The sequence below is a fragment of the Agrobacterium fabrum str. C58 genome (assembly GCF_000092025.1).
Classification (GTDB): domain Bacteria; phylum Pseudomonadota; class Alphaproteobacteria; order Rhizobiales; family Rhizobiaceae; genus Agrobacterium; species Agrobacterium fabrum.
In genome coordinates, this window is the sequence record NC_003062.2 from 693242 (window position 1) to 719742 (window position 26501).

General features: G+C 59.7%; 25 protein-coding genes. 19 read left to right on the forward strand and 6 right to left on the reverse strand.

The annotated features are described in order from the left end of the window. Positions 1–209: 209 nt before the first annotated feature. From waaA to lpxK, 3 genes are all read left to right on the forward strand, one after another. Positions 210–1532 (forward strand): lipid IV(A) 3-deoxy-D-manno-octulosonic acid transferase, encoded by a 1323-nt coding sequence (waaA, locus tag ATU_RS03425; RefSeq protein WP_010971077.1) that lies wholly within the window; start codon positions 210–212, stop codon positions 1530–1532. Beyond that, positions 1526–2263 (forward strand): HAD family hydrolase, encoded by a 738-nt coding sequence (locus tag ATU_RS03430; RefSeq protein ID WP_010971078.1) that lies wholly within the window; start codon positions 1526–1528, stop codon positions 2261–2263. Before waaA ends, ATU_RS03430 begins: the two co-directional genes overlap by 7 nt. Positions 2264–2467: 204 nt before the next feature. Further along, on the forward strand, positions 2468–3514 hold the full coding sequence (gene lpxK, locus ATU_RS03435) for a tetraacyldisaccharide 4'-kinase (protein ID WP_010971079.1): 1047 nt from the start codon (positions 2468–2470) through the stop codon (positions 3512–3514). Here the strand turns inward: lpxK and ATU_RS03440 are convergent. Together ATU_RS03440 and mutL are read right to left on the reverse strand one after the other, a co-directional pair. Beyond that, positions 3511–3744 (reverse strand): DUF2093 domain-containing protein, encoded by a 234-nt coding sequence (locus ATU_RS03440; RefSeq protein ID WP_010971080.1) that lies wholly within the window; start codon positions 3742–3744, stop codon positions 3511–3513. The two genes, lpxK and ATU_RS03440, sit on opposite strands and share 4 nt — an antisense overlap. 152 nt (positions 3745–3896) lie before the next feature. Next, positions 3897–5717 carry a DNA mismatch repair endonuclease MutL gene (gene mutL / locus ATU_RS03445; protein WP_006313182.1) on the reverse strand — a complete coding sequence of 607 codons (1821 nt, stop codon included), beginning with the start codon at positions 5715–5717 and terminating at the stop codon, positions 3897–3899. A 408-nt stretch (positions 5718–6125) separates the two neighbouring features. Between mutL and ATU_RS03450 the strand changes: the two genes are divergently transcribed. Together ATU_RS03450 and ATU_RS03455 are read left to right on the forward strand one after the other, a co-directional pair. Further along, positions 6126–7745: a response regulator gene (locus ATU_RS03450; RefSeq protein WP_046033496.1), complete on the forward strand. Its 1620-nt coding sequence runs from the start codon at positions 6126–6128 to the stop codon at positions 7743–7745. 86 nt (positions 7746–7831) lie between these two features. Next, positions 7832–9184: a putative bifunctional diguanylate cyclase/phosphodiesterase gene (locus ATU_RS03455; protein WP_006313185.1), complete on the forward strand. Its 1353-nt coding sequence runs from the start codon at positions 7832–7834 to the stop codon at positions 9182–9184. 276 nt (positions 9185–9460) lie between these two features. Here the strand turns inward: ATU_RS03455 and ATU_RS03460 are convergent, their stop codons facing one another. From ATU_RS03460 to ATU_RS03475, 4 genes are read right to left on the reverse strand one after another with little or no spacing between them, the layout of a single operon-like run. Next, the gene (locus ATU_RS03460; protein WP_010971082.1) at positions 9461–10348 is read right to left on the reverse strand and encodes an SMP-30/gluconolactonase/LRE family protein; all 888 of its coding nucleotides are present in this window, start codon (positions 10346–10348) and stop codon (positions 9461–9463) included. Positions 10349–10352: 4 nt separating this feature from the next. After that, positions 10353–10982, reverse strand: a complete 630-nt coding sequence (locus tag ATU_RS03465) for a 2-dehydro-3-deoxy-6-phosphogalactonate aldolase (protein ID WP_010971083.1) — start codon at positions 10980–10982, stop codon at positions 10353–10355. Between the two features lie 15 nt (positions 10983–10997). Continuing rightward, complete coding sequence (locus tag ATU_RS03470; RefSeq protein ID WP_010971084.1) at positions 10998–11912, reverse strand: 2-dehydro-3-deoxygalactonokinase; 915 nt, start codon at positions 11910–11912, stop codon at positions 10998–11000. Next, the gene (locus ATU_RS03475) at positions 11912–12694 is read right to left on the reverse strand and encodes an SDR family NAD(P)-dependent oxidoreductase (protein WP_035256297.1); all 783 of its coding nucleotides are present in this window, start codon (positions 12692–12694) and stop codon (positions 11912–11914) included. Before ATU_RS03475 ends, ATU_RS03470 begins: the two co-directional genes overlap by 1 nt. Positions 12695–12794: 100 nt before the next feature. On the opposite strand from ATU_RS03475, the gene ATU_RS03480 reads away from it, so the two are divergent. The 14 genes from ATU_RS03480 to ATU_RS03545 all read left to right on the forward strand — a co-directional run bounded on the left by ATU_RS03480 (position 12795) and on the right by ATU_RS03545 (position 26438). Continuing rightward, positions 12795–13634 (forward strand): IclR family transcriptional regulator, encoded by an 840-nt coding sequence (locus ATU_RS03480; RefSeq protein ID WP_010971086.1) that lies wholly within the window; start codon positions 12795–12797, stop codon positions 13632–13634. 210 nt (positions 13635–13844) lie between these two features. Next, a complete protein-coding gene (locus ATU_RS03485) occupies positions 13845–14585 on the forward strand; it encodes a helix-turn-helix transcriptional regulator (protein ID WP_035256302.1) in 741 nt (246 codons plus the stop codon). Positions 14586–14663: 78 nt separating this feature from the next. Next, positions 14664–15887 carry a CmpA/NrtA family ABC transporter substrate-binding protein gene (locus ATU_RS03490; protein WP_006313192.1) on the forward strand — a complete coding sequence of 408 codons (1224 nt, stop codon included), beginning with the start codon at positions 14664–14666 and terminating at the stop codon, positions 15885–15887. Positions 15888–16003: 116 nt separating this feature from the next. Next, a complete protein-coding gene (locus ATU_RS03495; RefSeq protein WP_010971088.1) occupies positions 16004–17170 on the forward strand; it encodes an Mrp/NBP35 family ATP-binding protein in 1167 nt (388 codons plus the stop codon). A 338-nt stretch (positions 17171–17508) separates the two neighbouring features. Next, on the forward strand, positions 17509–18486 hold the full coding sequence (locus tag ATU_RS03500) for a magnesium transporter CorA family protein (protein ID WP_035256305.1): 978 nt from the start codon (positions 17509–17511) through the stop codon (positions 18484–18486). A 15-nt stretch (positions 18487–18501) separates the two neighbouring features. Beyond that, the gene (locus ATU_RS03505; protein ID WP_006309764.1) at positions 18502–20421 is read left to right on the forward strand and encodes a potassium transporter Kup; all 1920 of its coding nucleotides are present in this window, start codon (positions 18502–18504) and stop codon (positions 20419–20421) included. A gap of 360 nt (positions 20422–20781) precedes the next feature. Then, the gene (locus ATU_RS03510) at positions 20782–21945 is read left to right on the forward strand and encodes a cell wall hydrolase (protein WP_035256309.1); all 1164 of its coding nucleotides are present in this window, start codon (positions 20782–20784) and stop codon (positions 21943–21945) included. Between the two features lie 270 nt (positions 21946–22215). After that, positions 22216–22581, forward strand: a complete 366-nt coding sequence (locus ATU_RS03515) for an AtpZ/AtpI family protein (protein ID WP_006309766.1) — start codon at positions 22216–22218, stop codon at positions 22579–22581. Between the two features lie 60 nt (positions 22582–22641). Continuing rightward, a complete protein-coding gene (locus ATU_RS03520; protein WP_006309767.1) occupies positions 22642–23391 on the forward strand; it encodes a F0F1 ATP synthase subunit A in 750 nt (249 codons plus the stop codon). Positions 23392–23464: 73 nt separating this feature from the next. Continuing rightward, positions 23465–23692, forward strand: a complete 228-nt coding sequence (locus ATU_RS03525) for a F0F1 ATP synthase subunit C (RefSeq protein ID WP_003494147.1) — start codon at positions 23465–23467, stop codon at positions 23690–23692. A gap of 79 nt (positions 23693–23771) precedes the next feature. Beyond that, a complete protein-coding gene (locus ATU_RS03530; protein WP_010971091.1) occupies positions 23772–24413 on the forward strand; it encodes a F0F1 ATP synthase subunit B in 642 nt (213 codons plus the stop codon). Position 24414: 1 nt separating this feature from the next. Next, complete coding sequence (locus ATU_RS03535) at positions 24415–24900, forward strand: F0F1 ATP synthase subunit B (RefSeq protein WP_010971092.1); 486 nt, start codon at positions 24415–24417, stop codon at positions 24898–24900. A gap of 281 nt (positions 24901–25181) precedes the next feature. Continuing rightward, on the forward strand, positions 25182–25643 hold the full coding sequence (locus ATU_RS03540) for a pyridoxamine 5'-phosphate oxidase family protein (protein WP_010971093.1): 462 nt from the start codon (positions 25182–25184) through the stop codon (positions 25641–25643). 159 nt (positions 25644–25802) lie between these two features. Continuing rightward, the gene (locus ATU_RS03545) at positions 25803–26438 is read left to right on the forward strand and encodes a CatB-related O-acetyltransferase (protein ID WP_010971094.1); all 636 of its coding nucleotides are present in this window, start codon (positions 25803–25805) and stop codon (positions 26436–26438) included. The last annotated feature ends 63 nt before the right edge of the window (positions 26439–26501 follow it).

Genomic DNA, 26501 nt, shown 5'->3' on the forward strand with positions numbered 1-26501 from the left:
TTTCCCCTTGCGTTGTAATACTATTGGGTGAAGGCGGTTTTTCCCGTGATTCCTGCGCAAGAGGCGCAGGCCGGGAATAACGGAGCGAGAAAATGTGATCGCGCTTTCATTTGCCATGACAAAAAATGACGCAATTTAAGAAGAAGTAGGCGGCGACAACAACAAGAACAGGGGCAGGCATTGCGCGGAATGATCAAGGACAGAATGTCATGAGCAGCCGTCTCGCACGCTTCGCTCTTTCGGGTTACCGGATCGCCGGTATCGCCGCCTATCCCTTTGCCAGACCCTACCTTTCTTATCGGGCGGCAAAAGGCAAGGAAGACAAGCGCCGCCGGCTTGAACGTTTCGGTTACGCCAGCGCCGAGCGCCCGCGTGGCCCGCTCGTCTGGTTCCATGCTGCAAGTGTTGGCGAAACCCTTGCCCTCATCCCGCTGATCCGCGAAATCCGCAAGCGCGATATCTTCGTGCTTCTGACCACCGGCACCGTCACCTCCGCTGAACTGACCCGCACCCGGCTTGGCGACGACGTGATCCACCAATATGTGCCGCTCGACATCAAGATCGCGGTCAACCGTTTCCTGACCTATTGGGCGCCGGATGCGGCCATAACGGCGGAATCGGAAATCTGGCCGGTGACGATGATGGAACTGGAGCGTCGGCACATCCCGCAGATAAGGGTCAATGCGCGCCTTTCCGATCGTTCCTTCGACCGCTGGAAAGCCCGCCACGACATTGCGGAATCGCTGTTTTCCAAGCTGGCGCTGGTGGTCGCGCAGTCCGATCTCGATGCCGAACGTTTCCGCGATCTCGGCTCCTGGCCGGTGGTGATTTCGGGCAACCTCAAGGGTGACACCGACCCGCCGCCCTGCGACGAGGCGCTACTGGAGAGCTATCGCAAACAGGTCGGCAATCGCAAGACATGGGCGGCGATCTCCACTTTCGACGGCGAGGAGAAGGCAGCCGCTACAGTTCACGCGGCGATCAAGTCGCGCAACGGCCAGCTGACCATCATCGTGCCGCGCCATCCTGAGCGTGGCGATGATGTGGAGGCCATGCTGAAGGGCATGAACCTTTCCGTCGCCCGCCGCAGCCGCAATGATGTGATCACCCCGGGAACCGATATTTTCCTCGGCGATTCCATCGGCGAAATGGGGCTTTACCTGCGGCTGACCGAACTTGCCTTTGTCGGCCGCTCGCTGACGGCCGAGGGCGGGCAGAACCCGCTGGAGCCGGCCATGCTCGGCTGCGCCGTATTGTCGGGTGCCCATGTGCAGAATTTCCGCGAGGCCTATCAGAAGCTGATTCGCGCCGGCGGTGGTCGCATCATCCGTGATGTCGAGATGCTGGCCAAGGCGGTGCATTATCTCTTGGTCAACGACAATGAGCGGTACAAGATGATCGACGCCGGCAACCGGGTCATTCAGGATATGCGCGGCGCGCTCTCCTCCACCGTCAAGGCGCTGGAGCCCTATATCAACCCGCTCACCGTTTCGGCCAAGCTGCAACCGCGGAGCGCCATCGGTTCATGGTAGCGGATATCGAACTTGATGCGGCACAGTCGATCGCCGCTGTGCTCTTCGACAAGGACGGCACGCTGTTAGGTTACGACGCGAGCTGGGGACCGGTAAACCGCGAACTCGCGTCGATTGCCGCCAAGGGTGACGCAGCACTCGCCGACCGGCTTCTCGCAGCCTGCGGCATGGACCCCGTCACCGGCCATGTGGTGCCGGACAGCCTGCTCGCCGCCGGCAACACGGCGGAAATCGCCGCCGGCCTGGTCGCCGCCGGTTCATCCTGCGATGTTGTCGAACTGACGCAACGCCTCGACCGGCTGTTCACCGAGGCCGCGGATAAATCCGTGCCGGTCACTGATCTCAAGGCCTTTTTCGCAAGGCTCAAGGCGCGCGGCTACAAGCTCGGCATCGCCTCCAGCGACAATGAAAATTCCATCCGCCAGACGGCCATCCGCTTCGGTTTCGAAGAAGATATCGATTTTGTAGCGGGTTATGACAGCGGTTACGGCACCAAACCGCAGCCCGGCATGGTTCTCGGTTTCTGCGAGGCGATCGGTTTCCCGCCGGAACGCGTGGCTGTTGTCGGGGATAATAATCACGATCTGCACATGGCCAAAAATGCCGGCGCCGGTCTGCGGATCGCCGTTCTGACGGGGACCGGCTCGCGCGAAAGCCTTGGTGCGGATGCGCATTATTGTTTCGACGACATCACCGGACTTGAGGCCCTTTTGCCGGAACGGGCGGTCTAAGAAGAGCTCAGCTTCCGTCATTCCGGGCTTGTGCCGGAATCCAGCCCGCCCAAGTCCTTTGCTGAAAAAAGAGTCCTTCCCGCCGCAAGACGTGGAAAGCCGTTTATTCCATTTTTGCAATTTACGGTTTTTTCTGGCAAACAACCTCCCAGATGTGAATAGCGAACGGAATGCCGTGGGCGACGCGGCCGGGAGCAGGAATAGATGGTTTCTGAAGCGCCGCCCTTCTGGTGGCAGAAAGCAGGTTGGCAGGCATGGCTCCTGTCACCTTTTTCGCTTCTTTATGGCAAGGTCGCCGGCCGGCGCATGCGCACGGCAAAACGGGCAAACGTTCCCGTTCCGGTCATCTGCATCGGCAATTTCACGGTCGGCGGGGCAGGCAAGACACCGACGGCGATAGCCATCGCCAGAGCCGCCGTCGCACGGGGAATGAAGCCCGGCTTCCTCAGCCGCGGTTATGGCGGCACGCTTGACGTCACCACTCTTGTGGATGCGCAGCACCATCGCGCCGCCGCTGTCGGAGATGAACCTCTTCTCCTGGCGCGCGAGGCGGTAACGGTCATTTCGCGCAGACGCGTGGAGGGCGCACACCGGCTGGTAAAGGAAGGCGTCAATCTCATCATCATGGATGACGGGTTCCAGAGCGCCCGCCTGACGCTGGATTACGCGCTCGTTGTTATTGATACGGTGCGCGGCATCGGCAATGGCCATCTCGTGCCCGGCGGCCCGGTGAGGGCGCCGCTGGCAGAACAGATGCGGCAGATGACCGGACTGCTGAAGGTCGGCAAGGGCCACGCGGCCGATCCGCTGGTGAGGCAGGCGGCAAAGGCCGCCAAACCCGTCTTCGTCGCCGCGATCATGCCGCAGGAGCCGGAGGATTTCAGGGGAAAGCGCGTGCTGGCTTTCGCCGGTATCGCCGATCCGGCGAAATTCTATCGCACCGTCGAGGCGCTTGGCGGCGACATCGTGCTGAGCCGCTCCTTTCCGGATCATCATCATTTCAGCGATGATGAAATCGACGATCTCCTCAAGGATGCCCGCAAGGAGAATTTGCAGCTGGTGACGACCGCCAAGGATGCGGTGCGGCTCAACGGACATCACGGCCGGGCGGAAGAGCTGCTGTGGAACAGTCAGGTGATCGAAATCGACATGGTATTCGACGATCCCAATGCGGCCGGAACTGTTATCGAGACGGCGGTGGTGAACTGCCGCGCGCGCCTGCTGCGGGACAACGCACGGTCGTCAACTTAGAGCCCGACTGAGGCCGGCAAATCGCCAGCCTTCCGCTCCGCCTCCAGCGAAGCCGCCGCGTCCACATAGGCCTCCTGACGCGCCACGCTCCAGTAGCGCAGCTCATCGAGCGGAATAGTCTTTCCCGTGACGGCGCAGAGGACATGCGAGCCGGTCTGGACGATGCGGAAGTCCCCGTCGAGATATTCGATGACGGCGAGGCGGTTGCCGCCTCCTTCAAATCTGTTCATCCGTTTTCGTCTCCTGCTCTGTCCTGCAAGGGCACCCAGTCCGAAACGGCGTAGCGTTTTCCTGAACAATCCGGATGCTCCAATGTCCCAAATTTATATAGCTCGGCGCGGCGCAAGGCCACCCCCGCCTGCCTTGCCATTCAATGTAGGCGTCAGCTGCGGCCGAAGAGCCGTTCTATATCGGAAAGTTTCAGTTCGATATAGGTCGGTCGGCCGTGATTGCATTGGCCCGAACCCGGCGTGTTTTCCATCTGCCGCAGAAGCGCGTTCATCTCCTCCGGCCGCATGCGCCGGCCGGAGCGCACCGAGCCGTGGCAGGCCATGGTCGCAGCCACATATTCCAGCTTGTTGGCAAGCGTGGAAGCGGCGTCCCATTCGGCGATCTCATCGGCTAGCTGGCGCACCAGCCCCTGCACGTTGACTTCGCCGAGCATGGCCGGCGTTTCCCGCACCGCGATTGCGCCCGGCCCGAAACGTTCGATGACGAGGCCAAGCGCGTCGAAACCGGCTGCGTGATCCATCAACCGGTCGCAATCTTCCTCGGGCAGGTCGATGATTTCAGGGATGAGCAGCACCTGTGAGGGCGGACGCCTCGAATGCAGGGCATTGCGCATTTCCTCGAACACCAGCCGCTCATGCGCGGCATGCTGGTCGACGATGACGAGGCCGTTTTCCGTCTGCGCGATGATGTAGTTCTCGTGCAGTTGCGCCCGTGCCGCTCCAAGCGGATAAAGCACCGGTTCCGGCGAAGGGCTCTGGGAAGCTTCATAAGCCTCGCGAGGTTCCGCCCGTGCGGTCGGCATGGTGATGTCGGAGAAGCGCGATTGCGCCGCTTCGGCAAATTGCATGTCCCCGGAAACGGCGAGCGGCCGCGACGGCGAGGTGGCGGCGGACCATGTCGCGGAGGGGGAGGGTCTTAGACCGGACGGGCTGTAGCCGGGGCGGAAGGCGTTCATCATCTGGCTGGCGCCCGTCGTTGCCGCCCTGTCGCCGTCACGCGTCAGCGCCTGGCGGATCGCGCCGACGATCAGCCCGCGAATGAGTCCGGGATCGCGAAACCGCACGTCGGATTTCGCCGGATGCACATTTACATCAACAAAGGCAGGGTCGAGCGTGATGGACAGCACCGCGACCGGATAGCGCCCATGCGGCACGGTCTCGGCATAGGCGCCGCGAATGGCCGATAAAAGCAGCTTGTCCTGCACCGGGCGGCCATTAACGAAGACATATTGATGCGACGAGTTGCCACGGTTGAAGGTCGGCACGCCGGCAAAGCCTGTCAGCGTCACGTCCTCGCGCCCGGCATCGATTTCGATCGCGTTATCCTTGAACTCCGCGCCGAGAATTTGCGCCATGCGGGCAAGGTGGTCGTCGCCGGTCGAGGGAATTTCGAGCGTCGAACGGTCGGTGCCCGAGAGCACGAAGCGGATATGCGGAAAGGCGATCGCCATCCGTTTGACGACTTCGGTGATGGCGGCCGCTTCCGCCCGTTCCGTCTTCAGGAATTTCAGCCGCGCCGGTGTGGCGAAGAACAGGTCGCGCACCTCGACGATGGTGCCGGCATTCGAAGCTGCCGGTCGCACGTCAGACACCTTGCCGCCGGTAACCGAAATCACCGAACCCTGTTCTGCCCCCTGTTGCCGGCTGGTGATCGTCAGCTTTGCGACCGAGCCGATGGAGGGCAGGGCCTCGCCGCGAAATCCGAGCGTGCGGATGTCATCCAGCGTCGTAGAAATTTTCGAGGTGCAATGACGCCTGACCGCAAGCTCCAGATCGGCGGGTGACATGCCGGAGCCGTTATCGGTAATCCGCACCAGCCCCTTGCCACCGCCCGCCGTGGCGATCTCGATCCGCGTAGCGCCCGCGTCGATGGCGTTTTCGACAAGCTCCTTCGTGGCGCTGGACGGTCTTTCGATGACCTCGCCGGCGGCGATCTGGTTGATGAGGGTTTCTGAAAGCTGCTTGATGGCCATGATCGTCATTTTCGCGGATTCGCTGCAGCTTCGAAAGCAAAAAACCGGGGTGGCGGACATTTGCACATGTTTTGCAGGTTTCCGGGCATTTGATCATTTCGGTCAAGAGACGGCTAAGCGTTAATCCGCCTTTAATCGGCCATGAATATGGTGGGGCAGCTTGAAATGACCGCAGAAACGAGGCCCCCTTCGCCGGGTGGTGTGTGACGTCGACTATGGGTGAGCGTCATCTTCTCCTCACGACTGCTTCAAGTGGCGAACCCTGATGTCTCTTTTTCGGAATTTGTCGTTTCATCCCGGCATCTGCCCTGGACGATTCCAATAGAAACATAAGCCTGATCCAGAAAAACAGGTGGGAGTTTGCAGTTGAGTGATTTGGCGTCCTCTGGCGCGGGCGTTCATACGGTGATGCTTGATGCCCTTTGCGACGCGCTTGGCGCGGCGATCGTCGTTTACGACCGAAACGATCACATTATTTTCGCAAGCCGGAAACTCCTGAGCTTTTTCCCGCTGGAAGAGGCCGTCGCCAGTCCGGGCGCGCGCCTGCGCGACTATCTGAGCGCGCTTTACGATTGTTATCTGCTGGAGGCGGAAAGTCTCTCCAGCAATGCCCGCCAGCTCGGCCGGGAGGAATGGATCGGCGAGCGGCTGGCGCTGCACTGGAAGGAACGGTCGGAAAAGACCGAGCGGCTGAAGGGAGAGCGCTTCCTGCGCTTCGTCATGAACCGTCTGCCGTCTGGTCTCGGCATCAGCGTGGTTGCCGATATTTCCGAACAGAAGAAACGCGAAGAGCAATGGCGCCTCGACCTCGAGCGTGTCCAGCTCATTGAGGACATTCTCGACAATCTGCCGTTTCCGGTTCTCGTCAAGGATCGAAACCTCGCTTATGCGGCCGTCAACAAAGCCGCCTGCACCATGGTTGAAACCAGCGCCGAGAGCATTCTCGGCCGCACCGTTTTTGATCTGCATTCGCGCAAGGTCGCCCGCCGGATCGATGCCGCGGACCGCATGGTCCTGGATAGCGGCACGCCGAGCATCATTCCTGAAAGAGTGAGACGCCTGAATGGCGAAGAGGTTCTGACGATCACCCGCAAGCAGCGCGTGGGCAGGCCCGGCCGATATTTTCTGGTAACGACGATGGAGGACGTGACCGCTCTCGCCACCATCGATGCGAACGGCATGCCTGTCATCCCCTCGCTCGAACATGTTCCCTTCGTGGCCTCCACCTATGGCAAGGATGAGGAAACGGACGGCCGCAGCGGGCTTTTGAAGAGCAAGGCGGTGCTGATCGTCTCCGAAAACACACGTTTTGCGGAGGCCGCCGGCCAGCGGCTGGCTGCCGGCGGCATGGATCATGCGGCGGTGATGAGCGAGGACGAACAGCGCGCCTTCATCGATGTCGCTGCCTCCGCCGGTGTGGGCATCGACGTGGTCGTCGTCGACGCCCAGATGAGCGTCGCATGCCTTGATATTGCCGCCGCCCACGGCCTGCCCGTCGTCACCATCGAGGAAGAGGAGATCGATGCATCGCTCATGCATTATCTCGCCGTCGGGCTGAAATCCTCACCGAAGGAGAAAGCCGAGGACGAGGACTGGGAGATCATGACCGACGACCTGCCGGAAATGCTCAGAACCGGCAGCGTCTGCGATATCCTTCTCGTTGAGGACAACAGGGTCAACCAGATCGTCTTTTCGCAAATCCTCGAGGGGCTGGGACTTTCCTGGCGGCTCGCCACCTCCGGCGAGGAGGCCTTGCGCCTTTTTGTCGAACAGTCGCCATCCGTCGTCCTTCTCGATACGACGCTCGGGGATATCGACGGTTTCGAGGTCGCCCAACGCATGCGCGATCTCGCCGGCGACAAACATATTCCCATCGTCGGTGTCATCACCCATGCCTTCGAGGGCGATCTCGACAAATGCCTGGCGTCCGGCATGGACGACATGCTGCTGAAACCCGTAAGCCCTGACATGGTCGAGGCGGTTTTCCTGCGGCTTATCGGCAAGGATGTCCTGCGGCTGCAGGCCTGAAATTTCCATTGTCGGGAGGCTATGGCTTTTTTAATACTTGCCCTGCATTGTGAGCGCGGTCGACACAGGATTCACGAGATGCAGGAATGAAACGGGCAGAGCCGCAATCGTTGCAGGTCAGCCAGAACGAGCTGCAGGCGATGGCCTACAGTGATCCGCTGACGGGGCTCGGCAACCGCTACCGTCTGCGGGACAAGATTCGCATGCTCGCCAGTGAACGATCCAGCGATCCGGCACCCTTTACGGTCGGCATTGCCAATATCGACGGTTTCAAACCCATCAACGATCTCTTCGGCGTCCAGGCGGGTGACGAAATCCTGTGCCAGGTGGCGCACCGGCTGAAGGCCTGCATTCCCGATGGCGCCATCGTGACGCGCCATGACGGCGACGAATTCGCCTTCGTGCTGCCGCTGATTTTCGAGCGCATCGGCGCGGAGCGCATTGGCAACATGATCAAGGACGTGCTGTCGGCCCCTTACGATCTCGGCGATCGCAATGTCCGCCTGTCCTCCTCTTTCGGTTTCGCCATTTATCCCTTCGCCGGTGATGAATACGAGGATCTGCTGAAAAGCGCCGAGACCGCGCTTTACCGCTCGAAGCGTCGCGGCCGCGGCCAGATCACCGTCTATTCGCGTGAGATCGCGCAGGAAATGAAGCGCGCCACGCAGCTGGAACAGGCGCTCAGAAACGCGATCATCACCGATGCGATCGACGTGCATTTCCAGCCGATCGTTCGGCTGGAGGAGGCGAAGGTCATCGGTTTCGAGGCGCTCGCCCGCTGGAACGATCCCGATCTCGGCTTCGTGTCGCCCGCAGTCTTCGTGCCGCTAGCCGAAGAGCGCGGTTTCATCGATGCGCTGTCGGAAGCCCTGCTGCGCAAAGCGGCGGAAGCGGCCCTGTTCTGGCCGCGTGAGCTGTTCCTGTCCTTCAACCTGTCTTCCGCGCAATTGATGGACCCGAGCACATCGGACAATATTCTCTCCATTCTCTCGCGTGTCGGCCTCGATCCGCACCGGCTGGAGCTGGAAATCACCGAAACGGCGGTCATGACGTCAGCCGATACCGCGCAGCGCATCATCAGCGAATTGCAGAGTGCCGGCGTTCGCATCTCGCTCGACGATTTCGGCACCGGCCAGTCGAGCCTCGGCCGCCTGCGTGACTTCACCTTCGACAAGGTGAAGATCGACCGCGCCTTCGTCTCGCGCATCAGCAGCGACCGCCCCTCCGAACACATCATCAAGGCCATCGTCGCCATGTGCGAGGGGCTTGATCTCGAGGTTGTGGCCGAGGGGATCGAGGAGCGGGTGGAAGAAGAAAAACTGCGTGCGCTTGGCTGCGCCATGGGGCAGGGCTATTTCTACGGCCGCCCCGTCGACGCTGCGGCAACCCAGCGTTACCTGCACGAGAATTATCGCGAGATATTGTCGGATATTTCCTGATGTAACATAGCTTTGCCGCAACGTTTGCTGATCATTCCGTTGCGTTGTCTAGCCAAGCCGAGCACTATATGTGCCGGCACATCCCCAACCCTCATTCCTGTGCTTGTCACAGGAATCCAGCCGACGCGCGTCTGCGCGGCGAAAGAGTCCCTATAGCCCAAGGACTTGGGCTGACTGGATTCCTGTGACAAGCACAGGAATGAGGGAGGTGGGCTATAGCGCCCTTACCTGAAAGGCGCCCCAGGCGCTGTTATTGCGGCAGGCCGCTGCCGCGCCTCAGAGCCTGTAAAGCGGCTCGAACCTGCCCTTCACCTCGATACCGAGTTCGAATGTCAGACCATGCTGCGGATTTGCGGTAATGGCGTCGTCATCGAGATGTTCGCGGGCGGAGGTGACGAGCAGGCGCGAAGCGTCGGGGCCGATGAAGGCCGGGCAGGTCGTCTGTTTGCCGGGCACCTCGTATCGGGCGATGTGATTGCCATCGGTATCGTAACGATCAACCGCACCTTCACCCCAACGGGCATTCCAGATATGCCCTTCGGCATCGCAGACCGATCCGTCCATACCGCCCTTGATACCGGTGGAATCGATGAAGACTTCGGCCTTGCCGGTGGGAAGACCGGTCCGCGCATCGAGCGGCACCCGCATCAGCCTGTTCACCTTGGTATCGACGAAATAACCCGTTGTGCCGTCGGGGGAGAAGCAGATCGAATTCGGAATGCTGATATCCGCGAAAAGCTTCGTCACCTTGCCTTTGGCGACATGATAGATGCTGCCGGCGCCGGTTTCGGCCTTGCGACCCATGGTGCCGATCCACAGCGCGCCGGATGGGTGCATGCGCCCGTCATTGGAACGGTTGCCAGGCAGGTCGCTTTCCAGCTCCGCATGCAATGTCAGCACGCCGGTCGCGGTGTCGCGCAGGAAAAGCCCGTCATCGGAGGCGATCAGCTGCTTGCTGTCGCTGATCTTGGCGAGCGCGCTGCCCATGAAGGGCAGGGCATGTACGGTCTTGCGGCCGGAGGCGAGATGCAGCTCATGCAGTTCGCGCTCGAGAATATTGAACCACCAGGCGGTGCCGCTGGCGGGGTCGAAGGTCGGGCCTTCGCCAAGCAGCATCGGCGTTTCGTCCAGAACACGTCCTGCAAAGGGAAAAACGGTCGCCAAGCTCTTATCCTCCGATGGCTGCATCATAGGCCGCGAGTGTGACAGTGGCGCGTTCACGCACCTCCGCCGCCGTCATGCCGGGCTTGTAAAGGCTGGTCCCGAGACCGAAAGCCCGAATGCCGGCCGAGGTATAGTCGGAAAAATTCTTGTCCGAGACACCGCCGACGGCGGCGATGATCAGCTCCTTCGGCAGGATCGTCCTGATGGCATTGATGCCGGAAGGGCCGATGATGCTGGCGGGGAAAAACTTCAGCCCCGTCGCTCCGGCCTTTGCGGCCACCAGCGCTTCGGTGGGGGTGAGAACACCCGGCATCGTTACCATGCCTTTTTCACGCGCGGCGGTAATGACCTCGGCATCGGCATTGGGGCTCACCATCAGCTTGCCGCCTGCCGCATCCAGCGATGCCACGTCTTCCACGCTGAGCACGGTGCCGGCGCCAATCAGGCAATCGGCCGGGGCCATCCTGGCGGCGATCTCGATCGAGCGGAACGGATCGGGCGAGTTGAGCGGAATTTCGATGGCGCGGAAGCCGGTCTCGATCAGCGCGCCGACGACGCCTTCGGTTTCCTCGGGTTTCAGACCGCGCAGAATGGCGATCAGCGGATATTTGATGGAAGGGAAGGGAATACGCATGGTCGATCTTTCTTCCTATGGCCAGATGGCATTTGCAGCGGCCAGCAATCCGCGCCGCACGGCGTCGTCGGCGTCGATGACCGTATAGTGGATATCAAGGGCGGTGAAGGCACCTTCATAAAGCGCGCCGAGTGCGCCGGAGCCGATGAGCACCACCGGCGTCTCGCGCTTTGCCTGCGAATGAGCGCCGGCGATTTCCAGCCCGATCATGATGCCGGAAAGCCTCGCCTTGGCGTCGGTCGCGGCAAGCCCGTGCAGCAATTGGCCGGATCGCAGGGTGAAAAGGCGATTGGTCGCAAGCTCGGGATGGGCGTAGATATCGCGCACGGCTGCCGTGAAAGCCTCGTGCTCGCCGGTGAAGGCTTCGGCCTCCGCCACCGCGTGTGACAGAATGGTCTGTTTGGAGATCGCCTCAAAGAGTTCGCCGGTCATGAAGGTGGCGAAGCGTGTCACGCCGCCATCCTTGACGGTCACCCATTTGGAATGGGTGCCGGGCATGCAGACGAGTTTCTCTCCACTATCTCCCGAAGACAGAGCGCCGAGCAATTGCGTTTCTTCGCCGCGCATCACGTCGGGCGCGCCTTTGTCCCGCTGTGCGAGACCCGGCAGGATGCGCACATCCCGTGTCTGACCCGGCACGCGGACAGCACCTTCCAGAACCGCCGAAAGCGAGGCCGGCACGTCGATATAACCCGCCTCGACCCAGCCCTGCCGTGCGCCCGCCATGCCGCAGACGAGAACCGGCAAATCCGCGGGTGCGCCGATGGCGTCGAGATGCGCCTGCAATACGTCGGCAAAACCGGTCCGCATGGCGGTGGTCATGCCTTCCGCGCTGCGCCGTTCGGCAAGCACCGCGCCCGATCGGCTGAGAAGCCAGAGCCGGAAACTGGTCGTGCCCCAGTCAACGGCGATGAAAGCGGGTTCGGACATTATAACAGGCCTCCGTCTACGATAATGGATTGCGCCGTGATGGCGCTCGATGCCGATGATGCGAGAAACAGGCACGGCCCGGAAAGATCGGCAGCGACGAGCGTGCGCTTCAGGCACTGCCGCGCCGTGGTGGCCGTAATGCCCTCATCCGTCAGCCACAGTTCCTTCTGCCGCTCCGTCACGATCATGCCCGGCAGGAGCGTGTTGACGCGGATATTTTCCGGCCCCAGCCTGCCGGCAAGGCTCTTGGTGAGACCGATAATGCCGGCTTTCGCCGCTGCATAGGAAGGCAACTCGCCCATGTTCAGCAAAAACGAGATAGACGAAAAATTGACGATCGAGGCATCCTTCGCCTGTCGCAGATGGGGAAGGGCAGCCTGAACCGTGAAGAACATCTGCTTGAGATTGACCGCCTGGTTGGCGTCCCAATAGGCCTCTGTGACGCTGTCGATGTCGTGACGGTCGTCCCAGGCGGCATTGTTGACCAGCACCTTGATGCCGCCGGTGGCGGAGGCGGCCATATCCACCGTACGCTTGATCGCGTCGATATCACTGAGGTCGGCCCTGAAATAATGGACCGGGTGAGGCACCGTCGCCGCAAGCCGCTCGACAAGCGCTATGCTCGGCTGTTCGGCGATGTCGATGAACGAAACCTTCGCCCCCTGCATCGCGAAGGCTTCGACCAGCGATGCCCCGATGCCCGAACCGCCGCCGGTAACGAGCACGCCCGCATCCTTGAGGTCTGGAAATTGGGCTTGCATCATTGGCGTCATCTCGTTCATGAAAGGCTTGATTGTTCCATTATTTGGAACTAAATTTTACTAAGTGGAATTATTCTCTTGGCGTCTCGATGATGTCAAGACCGATGACGGTGGATGGCGCATGCCTGATGATAAAAAAGCCAATGGCGGAAAGCCCGATGCGGTTCCGCCCTCACACCAGAAAACCGAAAACGCCACCGGCACGCTCGGCAAGGTCGTCTCGCTGCTGGAACTGATCGCCCTTGCCGAAAAGCCGATGCGTTTTACCGATGTCGTCGAGGCAAGCGGTCAGCCTCGCGGCACGGTTCACCGCCAGCTCGCGCATCTGGTTGCCGAGGGCCTGGTGGATCATGCCGCCGATCAGACCTATGCGGTGGGGCTGAGGCTCCTGCAACTGGCGGCGAAGGCCTGGAGCGGCAATGATCTGCGCAACGTCGCAGCACCTCATCTTTCGGCCTTGCAGGAAGCGACGCAGGAATCCGTGCATCTCGCCGTTCTGAACGGCGGGCAGGTCACCTATCTCGACAAGATGGAGGGTCGCCATACATTGCGCATGCATTCGCAGGTCGGCAAAACCTCGCCGGCCTATTGCACGGGGGTGGGCAAGGCGGCGCTGTCGCTGCTGCCCGTCGATGAGCTGGCGGAACTTGCCGCAGGAATGGAGTTTCACCGTTTCACGGAGGCGACGCTGATAACGCCGGAAGCCCTGATGGCCGATGTCGCCGCCATCTGCGACAATGGTTACGGTTTCGATCTTCAGGAACATGAAATCGGAATTCATTGCGTCGCCGCACCGGTCCGGGCGCGGGGCCGCAATTTTGTGGCGGCGATCTCGGTCACCGGTCCCGCCTACCGGGTGGATGCGGAACAGCTGCGCAACTGGGCGCCGCTGGTGCGCGAAACGGCCGATAAAATCTCTGCGGAACTCGCCTGCAGATTATCCCCGGTTGCGGATGATTGAGAGAAAAACGGCGCGCCCCGTCGGGTTTCTCCGCCAGAATTGGCCGTGAGGACACTCATACATGTGTGTTAGTAATTATTTTCGACTATTCGGAATTAAACTTTCAACTTTTGTTTGCATGAATCGATTTGCTGAGTAACATCCCCCACAATTCCGGGCAGGGGCGGGGCTTTTGCGGCGGCATTTTCTCATTCTCGAAGAACAGCTTTGATGCAGAAAACAGAAACGGCCGCCGTTCAGTCGATTGGTGTGGATTGCGTTCGCGAGATCGCCGGTCTCAACACGCAATTCGATATATTCCGCTTCCTGAAACGGCTGACGGAGGTCTGGGAGTTTCGCGCCTTCATGGTGCTCGACCTGTCGTCGGAACTGGCGAGCGAATTGTCGCAATATACTGTTATCACCAGCTGGCCGGCCGAGCTTTTGCAGCGTTATGATGAAGAGGGCATGCTGCAGAACAGCCGGGTGATGGCGCAGCTGAAAAAATCGACCATACCCTTCTCCGTCTCCATGGATTTTCTGGTCAACGGCGAGGAGCATATCGCTAATAAAACGGTGATAGGTCTGTTCGAGCGCTTCGAGATGGTGAATTCGGTCTGGTTTCCCGTTCACGACGTCACCATGAGGCGCGGCGCCATATCCTTTTCAGGCAATAAGGCGGTTCTGCCAACCACCCGGCTTGCCGAACTTTTGTATATTTCCTGCCATGTCTTTGCCCGGCTATCTGAAATCCGCCGCCTGGACCTCAGGGTTCCCGAAACACTGAGCGAGCGGGAGATCGACTGTCTGAACTGGACCGCCGCTGGCAAGACGAGCGCTGAAATCGCTGAGATCATGATGCTCTCGGAACATACCATCAATCACTACCTGAACCGCGCGACCAAAAAACTCGACACGGTCAACCGCACCCAGGCTGTCGCGAAAGCGCTGCGGGTCGGCCTGATAAAATAGCGAAATCATAATTTTATCATTGTGATAAACCGCTACCTGGGCGATCCTCCTTTCGAATCACCGGAAAGGAGAAATCGTTTGCCGGAACGGCATAAGGTTAAAGCGGGATTTTCTCCGACTATCGATTGCGCCGTGTTGATAGCCGCTGCCGAAAAAGGTTTTGCTGCCGATGAAGGCATAGAACTGGAACTTTTCAGAGAGCAGTCTGCGCGCGCCGTTCTCGCCGCACTTGGCGGGGATGACATTCACATAGGGCATCTGCCCGCACCGGTTCCGGTCGGCTCCGCTGTCGGCCTCGATGATCTGCCGGCCGATATTGTCGGCGTTTTCACGCTTTCCCTCGGCGGATCGGCAACGGCGGTTTCCCATGGATTTTACGATGAGCTTTACCGCGAAGGGATGAAGCTGCCCGATCCGGCTGCCTTCGGGCGGGCCATGGCCCGCGTCTGCGCCGCGCGGCGGGCGGCGGGCAAAAATCCGCCGGTCTTTGCTGTGGAGGATATTGTCTCCACGCCCTTTTATACCTTGCGTTATCTGCTCGGAAGCTGCGGCGTCCTGCTCGGCCGGGACATGGAAATCATCGAGGCCCTGCCGAAAGCAATGCCCGCACTTCTGGAAAGCGGCAAAGTCGATGCACTCTGTACCGCCGAACCGGCCGGCAGCGCCGTGGTGCTCGGCGGCGCCGGGCGGATCGTCACCACGGGCGCCCTGATCTGGCATAATGCGCCGGAAAAGATACTGGCCGTGAAAAAAGGCTGGGCGGAGGAAAATGCCACTTTGCTGGAAGGATTGCTGCGGGCGCTCTACCGTGCCGGCGAATGGTGTGCGAACGACGCCAATATCGAGGAGCTGGCCGGCATTCTCGCCGCCCCTCAATACATCGATGAAAACGGTGAATTCCTGCTGCCGGCGCTGACCGGCTATATTTCCACTTCGCAACGGGACATGCAGCGTTTTCAGGAATTCTTCGTGACGAGCGCCAAGGCGGCCAATTTTCCATGGCAGAGCCAGGCGCTATGGTTCTTCAGCCAGATGCTGCGCTGGGGCGAAGTTCCCGCTGAGCGACGGCTGGAACCAACGATGGCGGAGGCGGCGCGCAATGCCTATCGGCCGGATATTTTCCGCAAGGCCATGAAGCCGCTTTTCGTACCCGTGCCGGGCGCCAATCTGAAGCTTGAAGGCACGCTGAAGGAACCTGTCCATGTCGGCGCCTCGCGCACCGGCCTCGTCCTTGGCCCCGACTGTTTTTTCGACGGCCGTGTCTTCGACCCGGAAACGCTCGAGATGGACGACGAAATCTGAAACCGCAGCGTTAAATCGTCGCGAATACCTGCCGCCTGCGCTTTGGCATTGGCGAAGCGCTCCGGCTTGGCTATGGATGCACGCAATACCCTGGAATGATGTAGCGGAGGATGAACATGGCAGAGGTCAGCAAGAACCAGGTCGAAAAGGCGCTGGAAACGGTGATCTATCCCGGCAGCGGCAAGAACATCGTCGCGCTCGGCATGGTCTCGGAAATCTTCATCGCCGACGCGAAGGCCTATTTCTCCATCACCGTTCCGGCCGACAAGGCCTCTGAAATGGAACCTCTGCGGCTTGCAGCCGAACGGGCGGCCAAAAGCGTGGAAGGCATTGCCGGCGCGGTCGTTGCGCTGACGGCCGATCGCAAACCCGGCCAGCAGCAGCCCGCCCCCGCAGGTCCCACCCCCGCGCGTCCCGCCGCAGCAACCGGCCGGCCCGCCGCCGCGCCCGGTCGGCCGACACCGCAGCCGGGCTCGTCCAAGGTGGGCGTGCCGGGCGTCCGCGCCATCATCGCCGTGGCGTCGGGCAAGGGTGGCGTCGGCAAATCAACGACGGCCGTCAATCTGGCGCTTGGTCTGCAGGCGCTCGGCCTCAAGGTCGGCATGCTCGATGCCGATATTTACGGCCCCTCGCTGCCGCGGCTCTTGAAAATCTCCGGCCGTCCGAAGCAGCAGGAAGATCGCATCATCCTTCCCATGGAGAATTACGGACTGAAGGTCATGTCCATGGGCTTTCTGGTGGATGAGGAAGCTGCGATGATCTGGCGCGGGCCGATGGTGCAGTCTGCCCTGATGCAGATGTTGCGCGAGGTGGCCTGGGGTGAACTCGATGTGCTGGTGCTCGACATGCCGCCCGGCACGGGCGATGCCCAGCTTACCATCGCCCAGCAGGTGCCGCTTGCCGGTGCGGTCATCGTCTCCACGCCGCAGGACCTGGCGCTGCTCGATGCGCGCAAGGGTATCACCATGTTCCGGAAGGTGGAGGTGCCGCTGCTCGGCGTCATCGAGAATATGAGCTATTTCATCGCACCGGATACTGGTGCGCGCTACGATATTTTCGGCCATGGCGGCGCCAAGGCGGAAGCGGAGAGGATCGGCGTGCCGTTTCTCGGCGAAGTGCCGCTCACCATCTCCATCCGTGAAATGTCGGATGCCGGAACCCCGGTCGTCGTCGCCGAGCCGGATGGCCCGCAGGCCGCGATCTACCGCGAGATCGCGGAAAAAGTCTGGGCGCGGATGGGTGCTGACGAGAGAAAAGCCGCGCCGAAGATCGTTTTCGAATAGAGCGGTATGCCCCCGGTGCAAATGGATGTGCGTCGGCGGGCTCCGAATAGTCCTTTTAAAACAGAAGATTAATCGCCAGTATCGGGCATGTTTTCGGGGTTTGAACTCCAGAGATGCTTCGCCTGCAATGCTGTCGAGAAAAAATATTGCTTGATTGCATCCCGCTTTGGGCGCATACGCCTGCGCCGTTTGGCTCTTGGTCCGTCGGGCTGGTGGGATAGTCTGTCCTGCGCGTTCCGGAGTACTCTCGAAGTGTCGTCCAGAGGTTTGCCGACCGCAAACAGGATATGTTAAGCAGCATTGCGGCTGATGCCTGCGATGTGGAGCGGAGAAACGGATTGATAAAAGCCTATCGCGCCAATTGCGAGGCGATCAGCCTGTCGACAGACGACGGCTCCGGACCGATTCCCGACGACATCGTCTGGATCGATCTCGTCAATCCCGACAGGGCGGAAGAGCAGCGTGTGGAAAAGCTGCTGGGCGTTGAACTGCCGACGCGCGAAGACCTCAAGGATATCGAGCCTTCCAGCCGCCTCTATATGGAAGACGGCAATGTCTTCATGACCGCTTCTCTGGTGTGGAAGGCGGATTCGGACGATCCGCGCCTGACCGATATCGCCTTCATTCTGATCGGCAAGCGTCTGGTGACGATCCGTTATGCCGAGCCGAAATCATTCCATCTTTTCATCGCCGCCATCACCCGCGCGCCGCACGAGATGCGCAGCGGCACGGCGCTGCTGTTGAAACTGCTGGAAACCATCGTCGACCGGACCGCGGAAATTCTCGAAAATTCAGTTACGGGCATCGACAATCTCGCCGCCGACATTCTCGGCAGTCAGGCGCGCAGCAAGCGCAAGGCACCCCGTTATCTCGAAGATCGCCTGACCAACATCGCCGCCTATCACCGGCTGATCTCGAAGCTTCGCGTCAGCCTCGCATCGCTGGCGCGGCTGCAGACCTTCCTGTCCACCAGCGACCAAGCGCGCGAGGACAAGGGGGCAAAGGAACAGGGTAAGTCTGTCGGGCGCGATATACAATCGCTGAACGAACATGCCTCCTTCGTTTCCGGCAATCTGACATTTCTGCTCGACGCCTCTCTCGGCATCATCAACATCGAGCAGAACGGCATCATCAAGATTTTCTCGATCGCTTCGGTGGTGTTTTTGCCGCCAACGTTGGTGGCTTCGGTTTATGGAATGAACTTTCAGCTCATGCCGGAGTTGAACTGGACATTTGGTTATCCCCTTGCGCTGGTCGTCATGCTGATGTCCGCCATCATCCCGTTTCTCTTTTTCCGCTGGAAGGGCTGGCTCTGAAGAGCCAGGATCATCATGTCTCAAATCGCAGACAAGGACGTTGCCGAGAAACCGGATGCCGATGACTCGCACAAGAACAAGGGGCTTTATGCTGCCATCCTTGGTTCCATCGGGGTCGTTTACGGTGATATCGGCACCAGTCCGCTTTATGCCTTTCGCGAAGCCCTGAAGCCGATCGCCTATGATGGCGTGACGCGGGAGGAGGTCATTGGTCTCACATCGCTGATGATCTGGTCGCTGACGATCATCGTGACCTTCAAATATATCACGCTTCTGCTGCGTGCCGACAATGACGGCGAAGGCGGCACGCTGTCGCTTCTGGCGCTGCTTATGAAGACGGCGGGCACGCATCGCAGCGTTCTCATCGTGCTCGGTCTCATCGGCGCCGCCCTGTTCCTGGGTGACGCGATGATCACGCCGGCGCTATCGGTGCTTTCGGCGGTGGAAGGTCTGAAGCTCGTCACGCCTGCCATGGACGACTTCATCATTCCGATATCCGTCTGCATCCTCATCGGCCTCTTCGCAATCCAGTCGCATGGCACCGGCACGGTGGCGAAGTTCTTCGGCCCGATCACGGCGGTCTGGTTTCTCGTGATGGGCGGGGCCGGCCTTATTCATATAGCCGATGATTTCGGCATTCTTTTTGCCTTCAATCCCTGGCATGCGGTGGAGTTTCTGGCCAATGAAGGCTTTTACGGCGTCGTCGTGCTCGGTGCGGTCTTCCTGACGATAACAGGTGCTGAAGCACTTTATGCAGACCTTGGCCATTTCGGCCGCCGCCCCATCCAGTGGGCGTGGTTCTGTCTGGTTTTCCCGGCTTTGACGCTGAATTATCTCGGGCAGGGCGCGCTGGTCCTGAAAGACCCGGCAGCCATGTCCAATCCGTTCTACCTGATGTTCCCGCAATGGGCGATCCTGCCGGCCGTCATTCTGGCGACCGCCGCTACCATCATCGCCAGCCAGGCGGTGATAACAGGCGCGTTTTCGCTGGTTCGTCAGGCGATCCATCTTGGCTACCTGCCGCGTATGGAAATCCTCTTCACCTCGGAAACCAATACCGGGCAGATCTATCTGCCGGCCGTCAATACCATCCTTTTGTTCGGCGTCGTGGCACTGGTGCTCACCTTCAAAAGTTCGGATGCGCTGGCCACCGCCTACGGTATCTCGGTTACCGGCGCGATGGTCGTCACCAGCCTGATGTTCTTCGAATTCGTGCGCAAACGCTGGCAATGGTCGATTTGGCTGGCGCTTGCTGTGCTGACCCCGCTTCTGCTGCTGGAGCTGATCTTCCTTGGCGCGAACCTGCTCAAGATCCACGATGGTGGTTACGTGCCGGTGCTGCTGGCGATCGCCTTCACCGTCATCATGACCACTTGGCAGCGCGGCTCGAGAATCCTTTTCGCCAAGACCCGCCGCGGGGATGTGCCGCTGAAGGCCTTCGTCGCTTCGGTGGAAAAAGAAAGCGCCCATGCGCCGGTGCGTGTGCCCGGCACCGCGATTTTCCTCACCGGCGATCCGGAGGCAGCACCGGCGGCATTGTTGCACAATCTCAAGCATAACCATGTCCTGCACGACAAGAACGTCATCCTGACGATCCGCACCGAGGACCAGCCGCGCGTTCGTCCGGAGGACAGATACACGCTGACGAAACTCAGCGATCGTTTTGCCGTGGTCGAGCTGCATTTCGGCTTCATGGAAACCCAGAACGTTACACAGGCGCTGGGCTATCTGAGACGCACCGGCTACAAGTTCGACATCATGTCGACCTCGTTTTACCTCGGCCGCCGCAAGCTGGTGCCGGATCCGAAATCCGGCATGCCGGGCTGGCAGAACCGTCTGTTCATCGCGCTTGCCGAAACCGCTGCCGATCCCTCCGACTATTTCCGCCTGCCTGCAAACCGTGTGGTGGAACTCGGCTCTCACGTCGTCGTCTGATGGAGCCATCCGGCGGCGCGCCGGTTCCTGTTTTCTCCGTCATGCCGGCCTCGAGACGGTATCCGGCCGGCCCAAGTCCTTGGGCTGAAGGGAGTCTTCCCCCGCGCAGACGCGCGTCGGCTCGATTCCGGCTCGAGGCCGAAATGACGGATGTGGGAGATGCCCTGTGGGACAATTATAGCCGGCATATGCAAACCCGATGCACCCGCCACGCCAATTAGGATATGTTCACACACTAACGTGAAGGCACCTTCCTGCGCGGCGTTAACCAAGCATCAAGGTTAATAAGAGATTCTTGAACACCTGTAGAAAATTCGGTTGTCGGTGTTCGGAGTGCTGGTTTTGCGTTCGAAAAGTGTAATGCGTCGTCGGTCCGCCATGTCCCGAGAGGGGTGGGCGTCAAAATGGACCTCGCCCGTCGTCTTCGGCCTTGCCGCCTGGCTCGTCTTTCCTTCTCTTGCCGCCCGTGCGGATCTGGCCTCGCTTCTGGCGGGGCTGGACAATGGCGGTGAGCAATGGCGCATGGTGCTGACCGCGTCTCCGGCAGGTTCGGTGCACAATGCCTCGCTCACCTTCAATGACGCGGCAGGCGATGCGGCGCTGCATGGCAGCGGCATGACCCTGCCAAATGGCAGCAAGGTCGCTTTCGTCACCAACAAGAAGGGTGAGGCAACGACGCCGGATAGCGAGCGTGTCAACCGCGCCGCCAAGAAAGGCCGCATCGTCGCAACCGAAATCATGCAACCGCCCAAGGCCTTCACTGCCGGTTCCGTCCTCCAACGCACGAGCATGCTGGATATCGAACCGCTGAAGCGCAAGGACCGCACGGCCTTCGTCAAGCCGAAACGCGGCAAGGACGTCGAACTCGCCTCCTTCTATTTCCGCCGCGACGAAAAGAAGGCGGATAAGAGCGTCTCGCCGATGCTGGCGGAACTCGTCACCAACCGTACTCCGGACATTCTCGCCACGGCCTATGCGCCGGCTGCCCCCGATTTCGCCCGAGAATCGCCTTTCGACGCCATTCTCAAAAAGCCGGAGGCCGGCCGTTTCGTGCCGCAGATCAGTGCGGACGATCATGCCTGGGCGGCGACCCCGCTGCCGGCCGAAGTCTTCTCCGCAGCCGAGCAGCAGTGCCTCGCCTCCGGCATCTATTTCGAGGCACGCGGTGAATCGGTGAAAGGCCAGGCGGCGGTGGCGCAGGTCATCCTCAACCGCGTGCGCAACCCCGCCTATCCGAAAACCATCTGCGGTGTGGTCTATCAGAACAAGGATTGGCGCAACCGCTGCCAGTTTTCCTTCGCCTGCGACAATATCAAGGACCGGGTGAATTCCGAACGTCACTGGAAAATGGCGCGCGAAGTGGCCATGGCCACCACCGCCGGCAAGATCTGGCTGACGGAAGTCGGCTCTGCGACTCATTATCATGCCGTTTATGTTCGCCCCGCCTGGGGAAAATCCATGAAGAAGGTCGGCAGGATCGGCCTGCACGTCTTTTATCGTACCTATGGTGGCGGCTGGAGCTGATACCACCGCCAATTTGTCGCATTTTGCGTGTCAAAAATGCCGATTCCCTGGCGAAACATCGCCGCCAAACCGTGATTTGGCATTAAGTTATTGTTATAAAAAAATAAATTTGTATCGAAACAAGCTGCGCCAGTGCCTTGACTAGCGAAGCCCCTAAAACTATGTTGCGCGCGACTTCAGAGCGGGCTGGAACAGGCTTAATCCGTCACCGTTTACAACTCCAAAGGGTTCTGGCATGGCTGGAACGGAGAAAATGGGTGGGATTTTAAGATGACTGGCAACCGTGACGATAGTCTGGACGAGCGTCGCAAGCGCCTTGCTGATGAGTTGGCAAAGGTGAAGGCGGAGGATGAGGCGGACGTGAGGGCGGAGACCAACGCTGCGGAAAACCGGAAAGGTTTTGCGATGGCGGTCAAGCTCTCATCGGAGTTCATTTCGGCCATCGTGGTCGGCGCTATGCTGGGTTATCTTCTGGACTATTTTGTCGGCACGACGCCGTGGGGGATGATCGTTCTTCTTCTTCTCGGTTTCTGCGCAGGCGTATTGAATGTGTTGCGCTCGACGGGCGCGGTGGCCAAGCCGCCGCTGCTGGAGAAGGCGGACAGACAGGACGAGGGTGGAAAAGGCGGCGCTTAAGCTGTTTTTTCTTGCAGTTGAGATGCCGCGATGCGCGGCGACAGGTAAAGAGGGCAGCCGGTGGCAAACGATCCGACCCATCAGTTCTTGGTGCAGCCGATCATTCCGATCGAAATTGGCGGCGTCGATTTTTCCTTCACCAATGCGTCGCTGTTCATGGTTGCGACCGTGGCTGCTGCGTCCGGTTTTCTTTATTTCGCAACGTCGAACCGCGGTCTGATCCCGACCCGCATGCAGTCCGTTGCTGAAATGTCCTATGAGTTCATCGCCTCCATGCTGCGCGAAGGCGCCGGCAAGAAGGGTATGGTGTTCTTCCCATTCGTTTTCTCGCTGTTCATGTTCGTGCTGACGGCAAACCTTCTCGGCATGTTCCCGTATTTCTTCACGGTGACCAGCCAGATCATCGTCACATTCGCGCTTGCCTGCCTCGTCATCGGCACGGTCATCGTTTACGGTTTTTACAAGCATGGCCTGCATTTCTTCGGCATCTTCGCCCCGTCAGGCGTTCCGAAGGCGCTTTTGCCGCTTGTCGCGTCGATTGAAATGATCTCGTTCCTGTCGCGCCCCATCAGCCTTTCGGTTCGTCTTTTCGCGAACATGCTGGCTGGCCACATCACGCTCAAGGTTTTCGCAGGCTTCGTCGCCTCCATGGGTGCGCTCGGCGCACTCGGCGTCGGCGGCGCTGTCCTGCCTCTCATCATGACGGTCGCAATGACCGCTCTCGAATTTCTCGTTGCCTTCCTGCAGGCTTATGTGTTCGCGGTACTGACTTGCATGTACCTGAACGATGCCGTGCATGGTGGTCACTGAGAAGTAAAGTCGCTGGCCCCGGCAACGGGCGCCAAAAGATAGCCGCAACAACCTATATCTCAAGGAGTCTCACATGGAAGCGGAAGCAGCAAAGTACATCGGCGCAGGTCTCGCATGCCTCGGCATGGCTGGTACGTCCCTCGCACTCGGCCGTATCTTCGGTGATTACCTCTCCGGCGCACTGCGCAACCCCTCTGCTGCCGACAGCCAGTTCGGCCGTCTGGTATTCGGCTTCGCCGTTACGGAAGCTCTGGGCATCTTCTCGCTGCTCGTTGCTCTCCTTCTCCTGTTCGCTGTCTGATAACGGCATCAGGTCTGGATCACGGCCCGCAAATGGCGTGCCGTGATCCTTCGCATTTGCAGTCCCCCTGGAGGTGAGCATGTTCGTGACCGAGGCTTATGCCCAGTCAGCACCGACCGTAGGTGAAACGCATACGGAAACTCCGGCCGTCGGCCAGCCGCAACCGGAAGCCACGCACACGGAAACCGGTGTAGCGCATGGCGCCGAACACGGTGCTTCCGGCGTTTTCCCGCCGTTCGACCAGTCTACTTATGCATCGCAGGTCCTGTGGCTCGCGATCACGTTCGGCCTTTTCTACCTGCTCATGCAGAAGGTCATCGTTCCGCGCGTCGGCGGCATTCTCGAAAACCGTCACGGACGCATCGCACAGGATCTCGACGAAGCGGCGCGGCTGAAAGCCGAAGCCGACACAGCCGTCGAAACCTATGAAAAAGAACTCGCGGCAGCCCGCGCCAAGGCAAGCTCGATCGGCGCCTCGGCACGTGACGCCGCCAAGGCGAAGGCCGATGCCGACCGCGCCGCAATCGAAGCCGGTCTTGCTGAGAAGCTCGCCGCCGCCGAAAAGCGCATTGCGGGTATCAGGGATCATGCATTCGCGGATGTTGGCGCAATCGCCGAGGAAACCGCGACCGCAATCGTCGACCAGCTGGTTGGCGCCAAGGTCAAGGATACCGACGTCAAGGCCGCCATTGCCGCCGCTTCTGCCGTGAAGGGAGCCTGACATGGCATTTGATGCATCATTTTTCGCTCTCGTCGGTCTCGTCCTTTTCTTTGTCCTGATCGCCTATCTCAAGGTTCCGGGCATGCTCTCCAAGTCTCTGGACGAGCGCGCACAGAACATTCAGGACGAGTTGGCCGAAGCCAAGCGTCTGCGCGAAGAGGCCCAGCATCTGCTGGCCGAATATCAGCGTAAGCGCAAGGAAGCTGAAGCGGAAGCCGCCGGCATCGTTGCCGCCGCCGAACGCGAGGCAGCCGCACTCACCGAAGAAGCCAAGCAGAAGACGGAAGAATTCGTCGCCCGCCGCACGGCCCTTTCGGAACAGAAAATCAAGCAGGCCGAAGAAGACGCCATCGGCGCCGTCCGCGCCGCCGCCGTCGACATTGCCATCGCCGCTTCCGAGAAGCTGCTGGCGGAAAAGACCACGGCCGCCGCAAAGGCCAAGCTTTTCGCTGCCACGATCGGCGAAGTGAAGTCGAAGCTGAACTGAGATTTTACATCAGACCTTCCGTGGTCTTGTAATCTGAAACCCCTCCAGTCCGCTGTGAGGGGTTTTTTCTTTCTGCCTGTAAGGCGGCTTCGCCTTTGAACGGGCGCCGTATGGCTCCCTTCCACTTCAGACAAGTATCTCTCCACCGCCAATAATGGTTGCAACATATTGAGGTTCAGCGATAGCTTCGCCGGAAGGTTGGTGTATGGGGTGGCGGAAATGATTGATTGAGTTGCAAAAGATCGGCTCACGTCGGCGCTGGATTGAAAGGGAGGAACATTATGAAGATCAACGACGCGATCAGGGCCGATATGGAAAACTCGGTACTCTGCTGGCTTGCGACCGTCGATGATGATGGCACTCCCAGTGTGACACCGAAGGAGATATTCACCAGCTACGGCGAGGAACATATTGTCATCGCTGACATTGCTTCGTCACACAGCGTCCACAACGCCATCGCCCGCCCGAAAGTCTGCGTCAGCTTCGTTGATGTATTTCGACAGAAGGGATTCAAACTCACCGGCAATGCCAGAATATTGGCACCCGGCAACGCGGATTTTCAGGCGTTCGGTGCCGACCTACTGCATATGGCGGGCGCGGATTTTCCGATACGGAATATTATTGCTGTCAAAATCGAAAGCGTTTCCCGCATATGGGCACCGAGCTACAAGCTGTTTCCCGAGCGCAGCGAGAATGAGAGAATGCAGAGCGCTTATGCGACCTATGGGGTCCAGCCTGTCTAGACGCTTTGATATCAAAAATCTTCATTGGAACGATACGTGGGCCGCAATGGATTTCCATGCTGTGTGACATTAGTCTCGTCGCAACACAGTCGCCCGCAGGGTTTTGCAGAATGCTGCATCTCATCAGCCTAGCTAGCGATGCACTTAAAAAGGTTCATCATGGCTCTTCTCGACAGGAATGCGGTTTATCCGATTACTTTACCCGACGGTTGCTTGTATCGGGATACGGTATATCTGAAGAACGTTGTGGATCATCCACGCATGGAGATAGGTGATTTCACCTATTACACGCATTCTGGAAGACTAGAAGATACAGCGGTGATCCTTGCGCCTTATCTGGGGCATAGCGTTCGCGAGCGATTGGTGATCGGCAAATTTGTCCAAATCGCGAGAGGCAGTTACTTCATAACGAGTTCGGCAAACCATCCGATGACTGGCTTCACGACCTATCCGTTTCGCATCTTCAAACCAGAGACCTTTGGTTACAAAGACCTGCCCGTTAAGGACACGATTGTTGATCACGATGTATGGATTGGCCAGAACGCGGCAATCATGCCGGGGGTTCGCATAGGCCACGGTGCGATTGTCGCCGCTGCATCGGTTGTTGCTCGCGATGTTCCACCCTACGCAGTCGTCGGAGGAAACCCGGCATCCATCATCCGAATGCGTTACTCCAGCGAAGTTGTCAGCGAACTACTTCATCTTGCCTGGTGGGACTGGCCGATCGATAAAATCGAGGCCAATCTAGGGGCGCTTGATAGCGGCGATATTGCCGCGCTCAGATTGGTTCAATAGAAACGCAACATTTTTAACTACCCGCTTTGAAAGCGGAGAAGATTAAAAGTCCCGTATTCGCCG

Excerpts from the sequence above, each read along its gene's own strand:
- waaA (WP_010971077.1), top strand. The coding sequence starts at position 210 with ATGAGCAGCCGTCTCGCACGCTTCGCTCTTTCGGGTTACCGGATCGCC.
- ATU_RS03430 (WP_010971078.1), top strand. The coding sequence starts at position 1,526 with ATGGTAGCGGATATCGAACTTGATGCGGCACAGTCGATCGCCGCTGTG.
- lpxK (WP_010971079.1), top strand. The coding sequence starts at position 2,468 with ATGGTTTCTGAAGCGCCGCCCTTCTGGTGGCAGAAAGCAGGTTGGCAG.
- ATU_RS03440 (WP_010971080.1), bottom strand. The coding sequence starts at position 3,744 with ATGAACAGATTTGAAGGAGGCGGCAACCGCCTCGCCGTCATCGAATAT.
- mutL (WP_006313182.1), bottom strand. The coding sequence starts at position 5,717 with ATGGCCATCAAGCAGCTTTCAGAAACCCTCATCAACCAGATCGCCGCC.
- ATU_RS03450 (WP_046033496.1), top strand. The coding sequence starts at position 6,126 with ATGCTTGATGCCCTTTGCGACGCGCTTGGCGCGGCGATCGTCGTTTAC.
- ATU_RS03455 (WP_006313185.1), top strand. The coding sequence starts at position 7,832 with ATGAAACGGGCAGAGCCGCAATCGTTGCAGGTCAGCCAGAACGAGCTG.
- ATU_RS03465 (WP_010971083.1), bottom strand. The coding sequence starts at position 10,982 with ATGCGTATTCCCTTCCCTTCCATCAAATATCCGCTGATCGCCATTCTG.
- ATU_RS03470 (WP_010971084.1), bottom strand. The coding sequence starts at position 11,912 with ATGTCCGAACCCGCTTTCATCGCCGTTGACTGGGGCACGACCAGTTTC.
- ATU_RS03475 (WP_035256297.1), bottom strand. The coding sequence starts at position 12,694 with ATGAACGAGATGACGCCAATGATGCAAGCCCAATTTCCAGACCTCAAG.
- ATU_RS03480 (WP_010971086.1), top strand. The coding sequence starts at position 12,795 with ATGCCTGATGATAAAAAAGCCAATGGCGGAAAGCCCGATGCGGTTCCG.
- ATU_RS03485 (WP_035256302.1), top strand. The coding sequence starts at position 13,845 with ATGCAGAAAACAGAAACGGCCGCCGTTCAGTCGATTGGTGTGGATTGC.
- ATU_RS03495 (WP_010971088.1), top strand. The coding sequence starts at position 16,004 with ATGGCAGAGGTCAGCAAGAACCAGGTCGAAAAGGCGCTGGAAACGGTG.
- ATU_RS03505 (WP_006309764.1), top strand. The coding sequence starts at position 18,502 with ATGTCTCAAATCGCAGACAAGGACGTTGCCGAGAAACCGGATGCCGAT.
- ATU_RS03510 (WP_035256309.1), top strand. The coding sequence starts at position 20,782 with ATGCGTCGTCGGTCCGCCATGTCCCGAGAGGGGTGGGCGTCAAAATGG.
- ATU_RS03515 (WP_006309766.1), top strand. The coding sequence starts at position 22,216 with ATGACTGGCAACCGTGACGATAGTCTGGACGAGCGTCGCAAGCGCCTT.
- ATU_RS03525 (WP_003494147.1), top strand. The coding sequence starts at position 23,465 with ATGGAAGCGGAAGCAGCAAAGTACATCGGCGCAGGTCTCGCATGCCTC.
- ATU_RS03530 (WP_010971091.1), top strand. The coding sequence starts at position 23,772 with ATGTTCGTGACCGAGGCTTATGCCCAGTCAGCACCGACCGTAGGTGAA.
- ATU_RS03535 (WP_010971092.1), top strand. The coding sequence starts at position 24,415 with ATGGCATTTGATGCATCATTTTTCGCTCTCGTCGGTCTCGTCCTTTTC.
- ATU_RS03540 (WP_010971093.1), top strand. The coding sequence starts at position 25,182 with ATGAAGATCAACGACGCGATCAGGGCCGATATGGAAAACTCGGTACTC.
- ATU_RS03545 (WP_010971094.1), top strand. The coding sequence starts at position 25,803 with ATGGCTCTTCTCGACAGGAATGCGGTTTATCCGATTACTTTACCCGAC.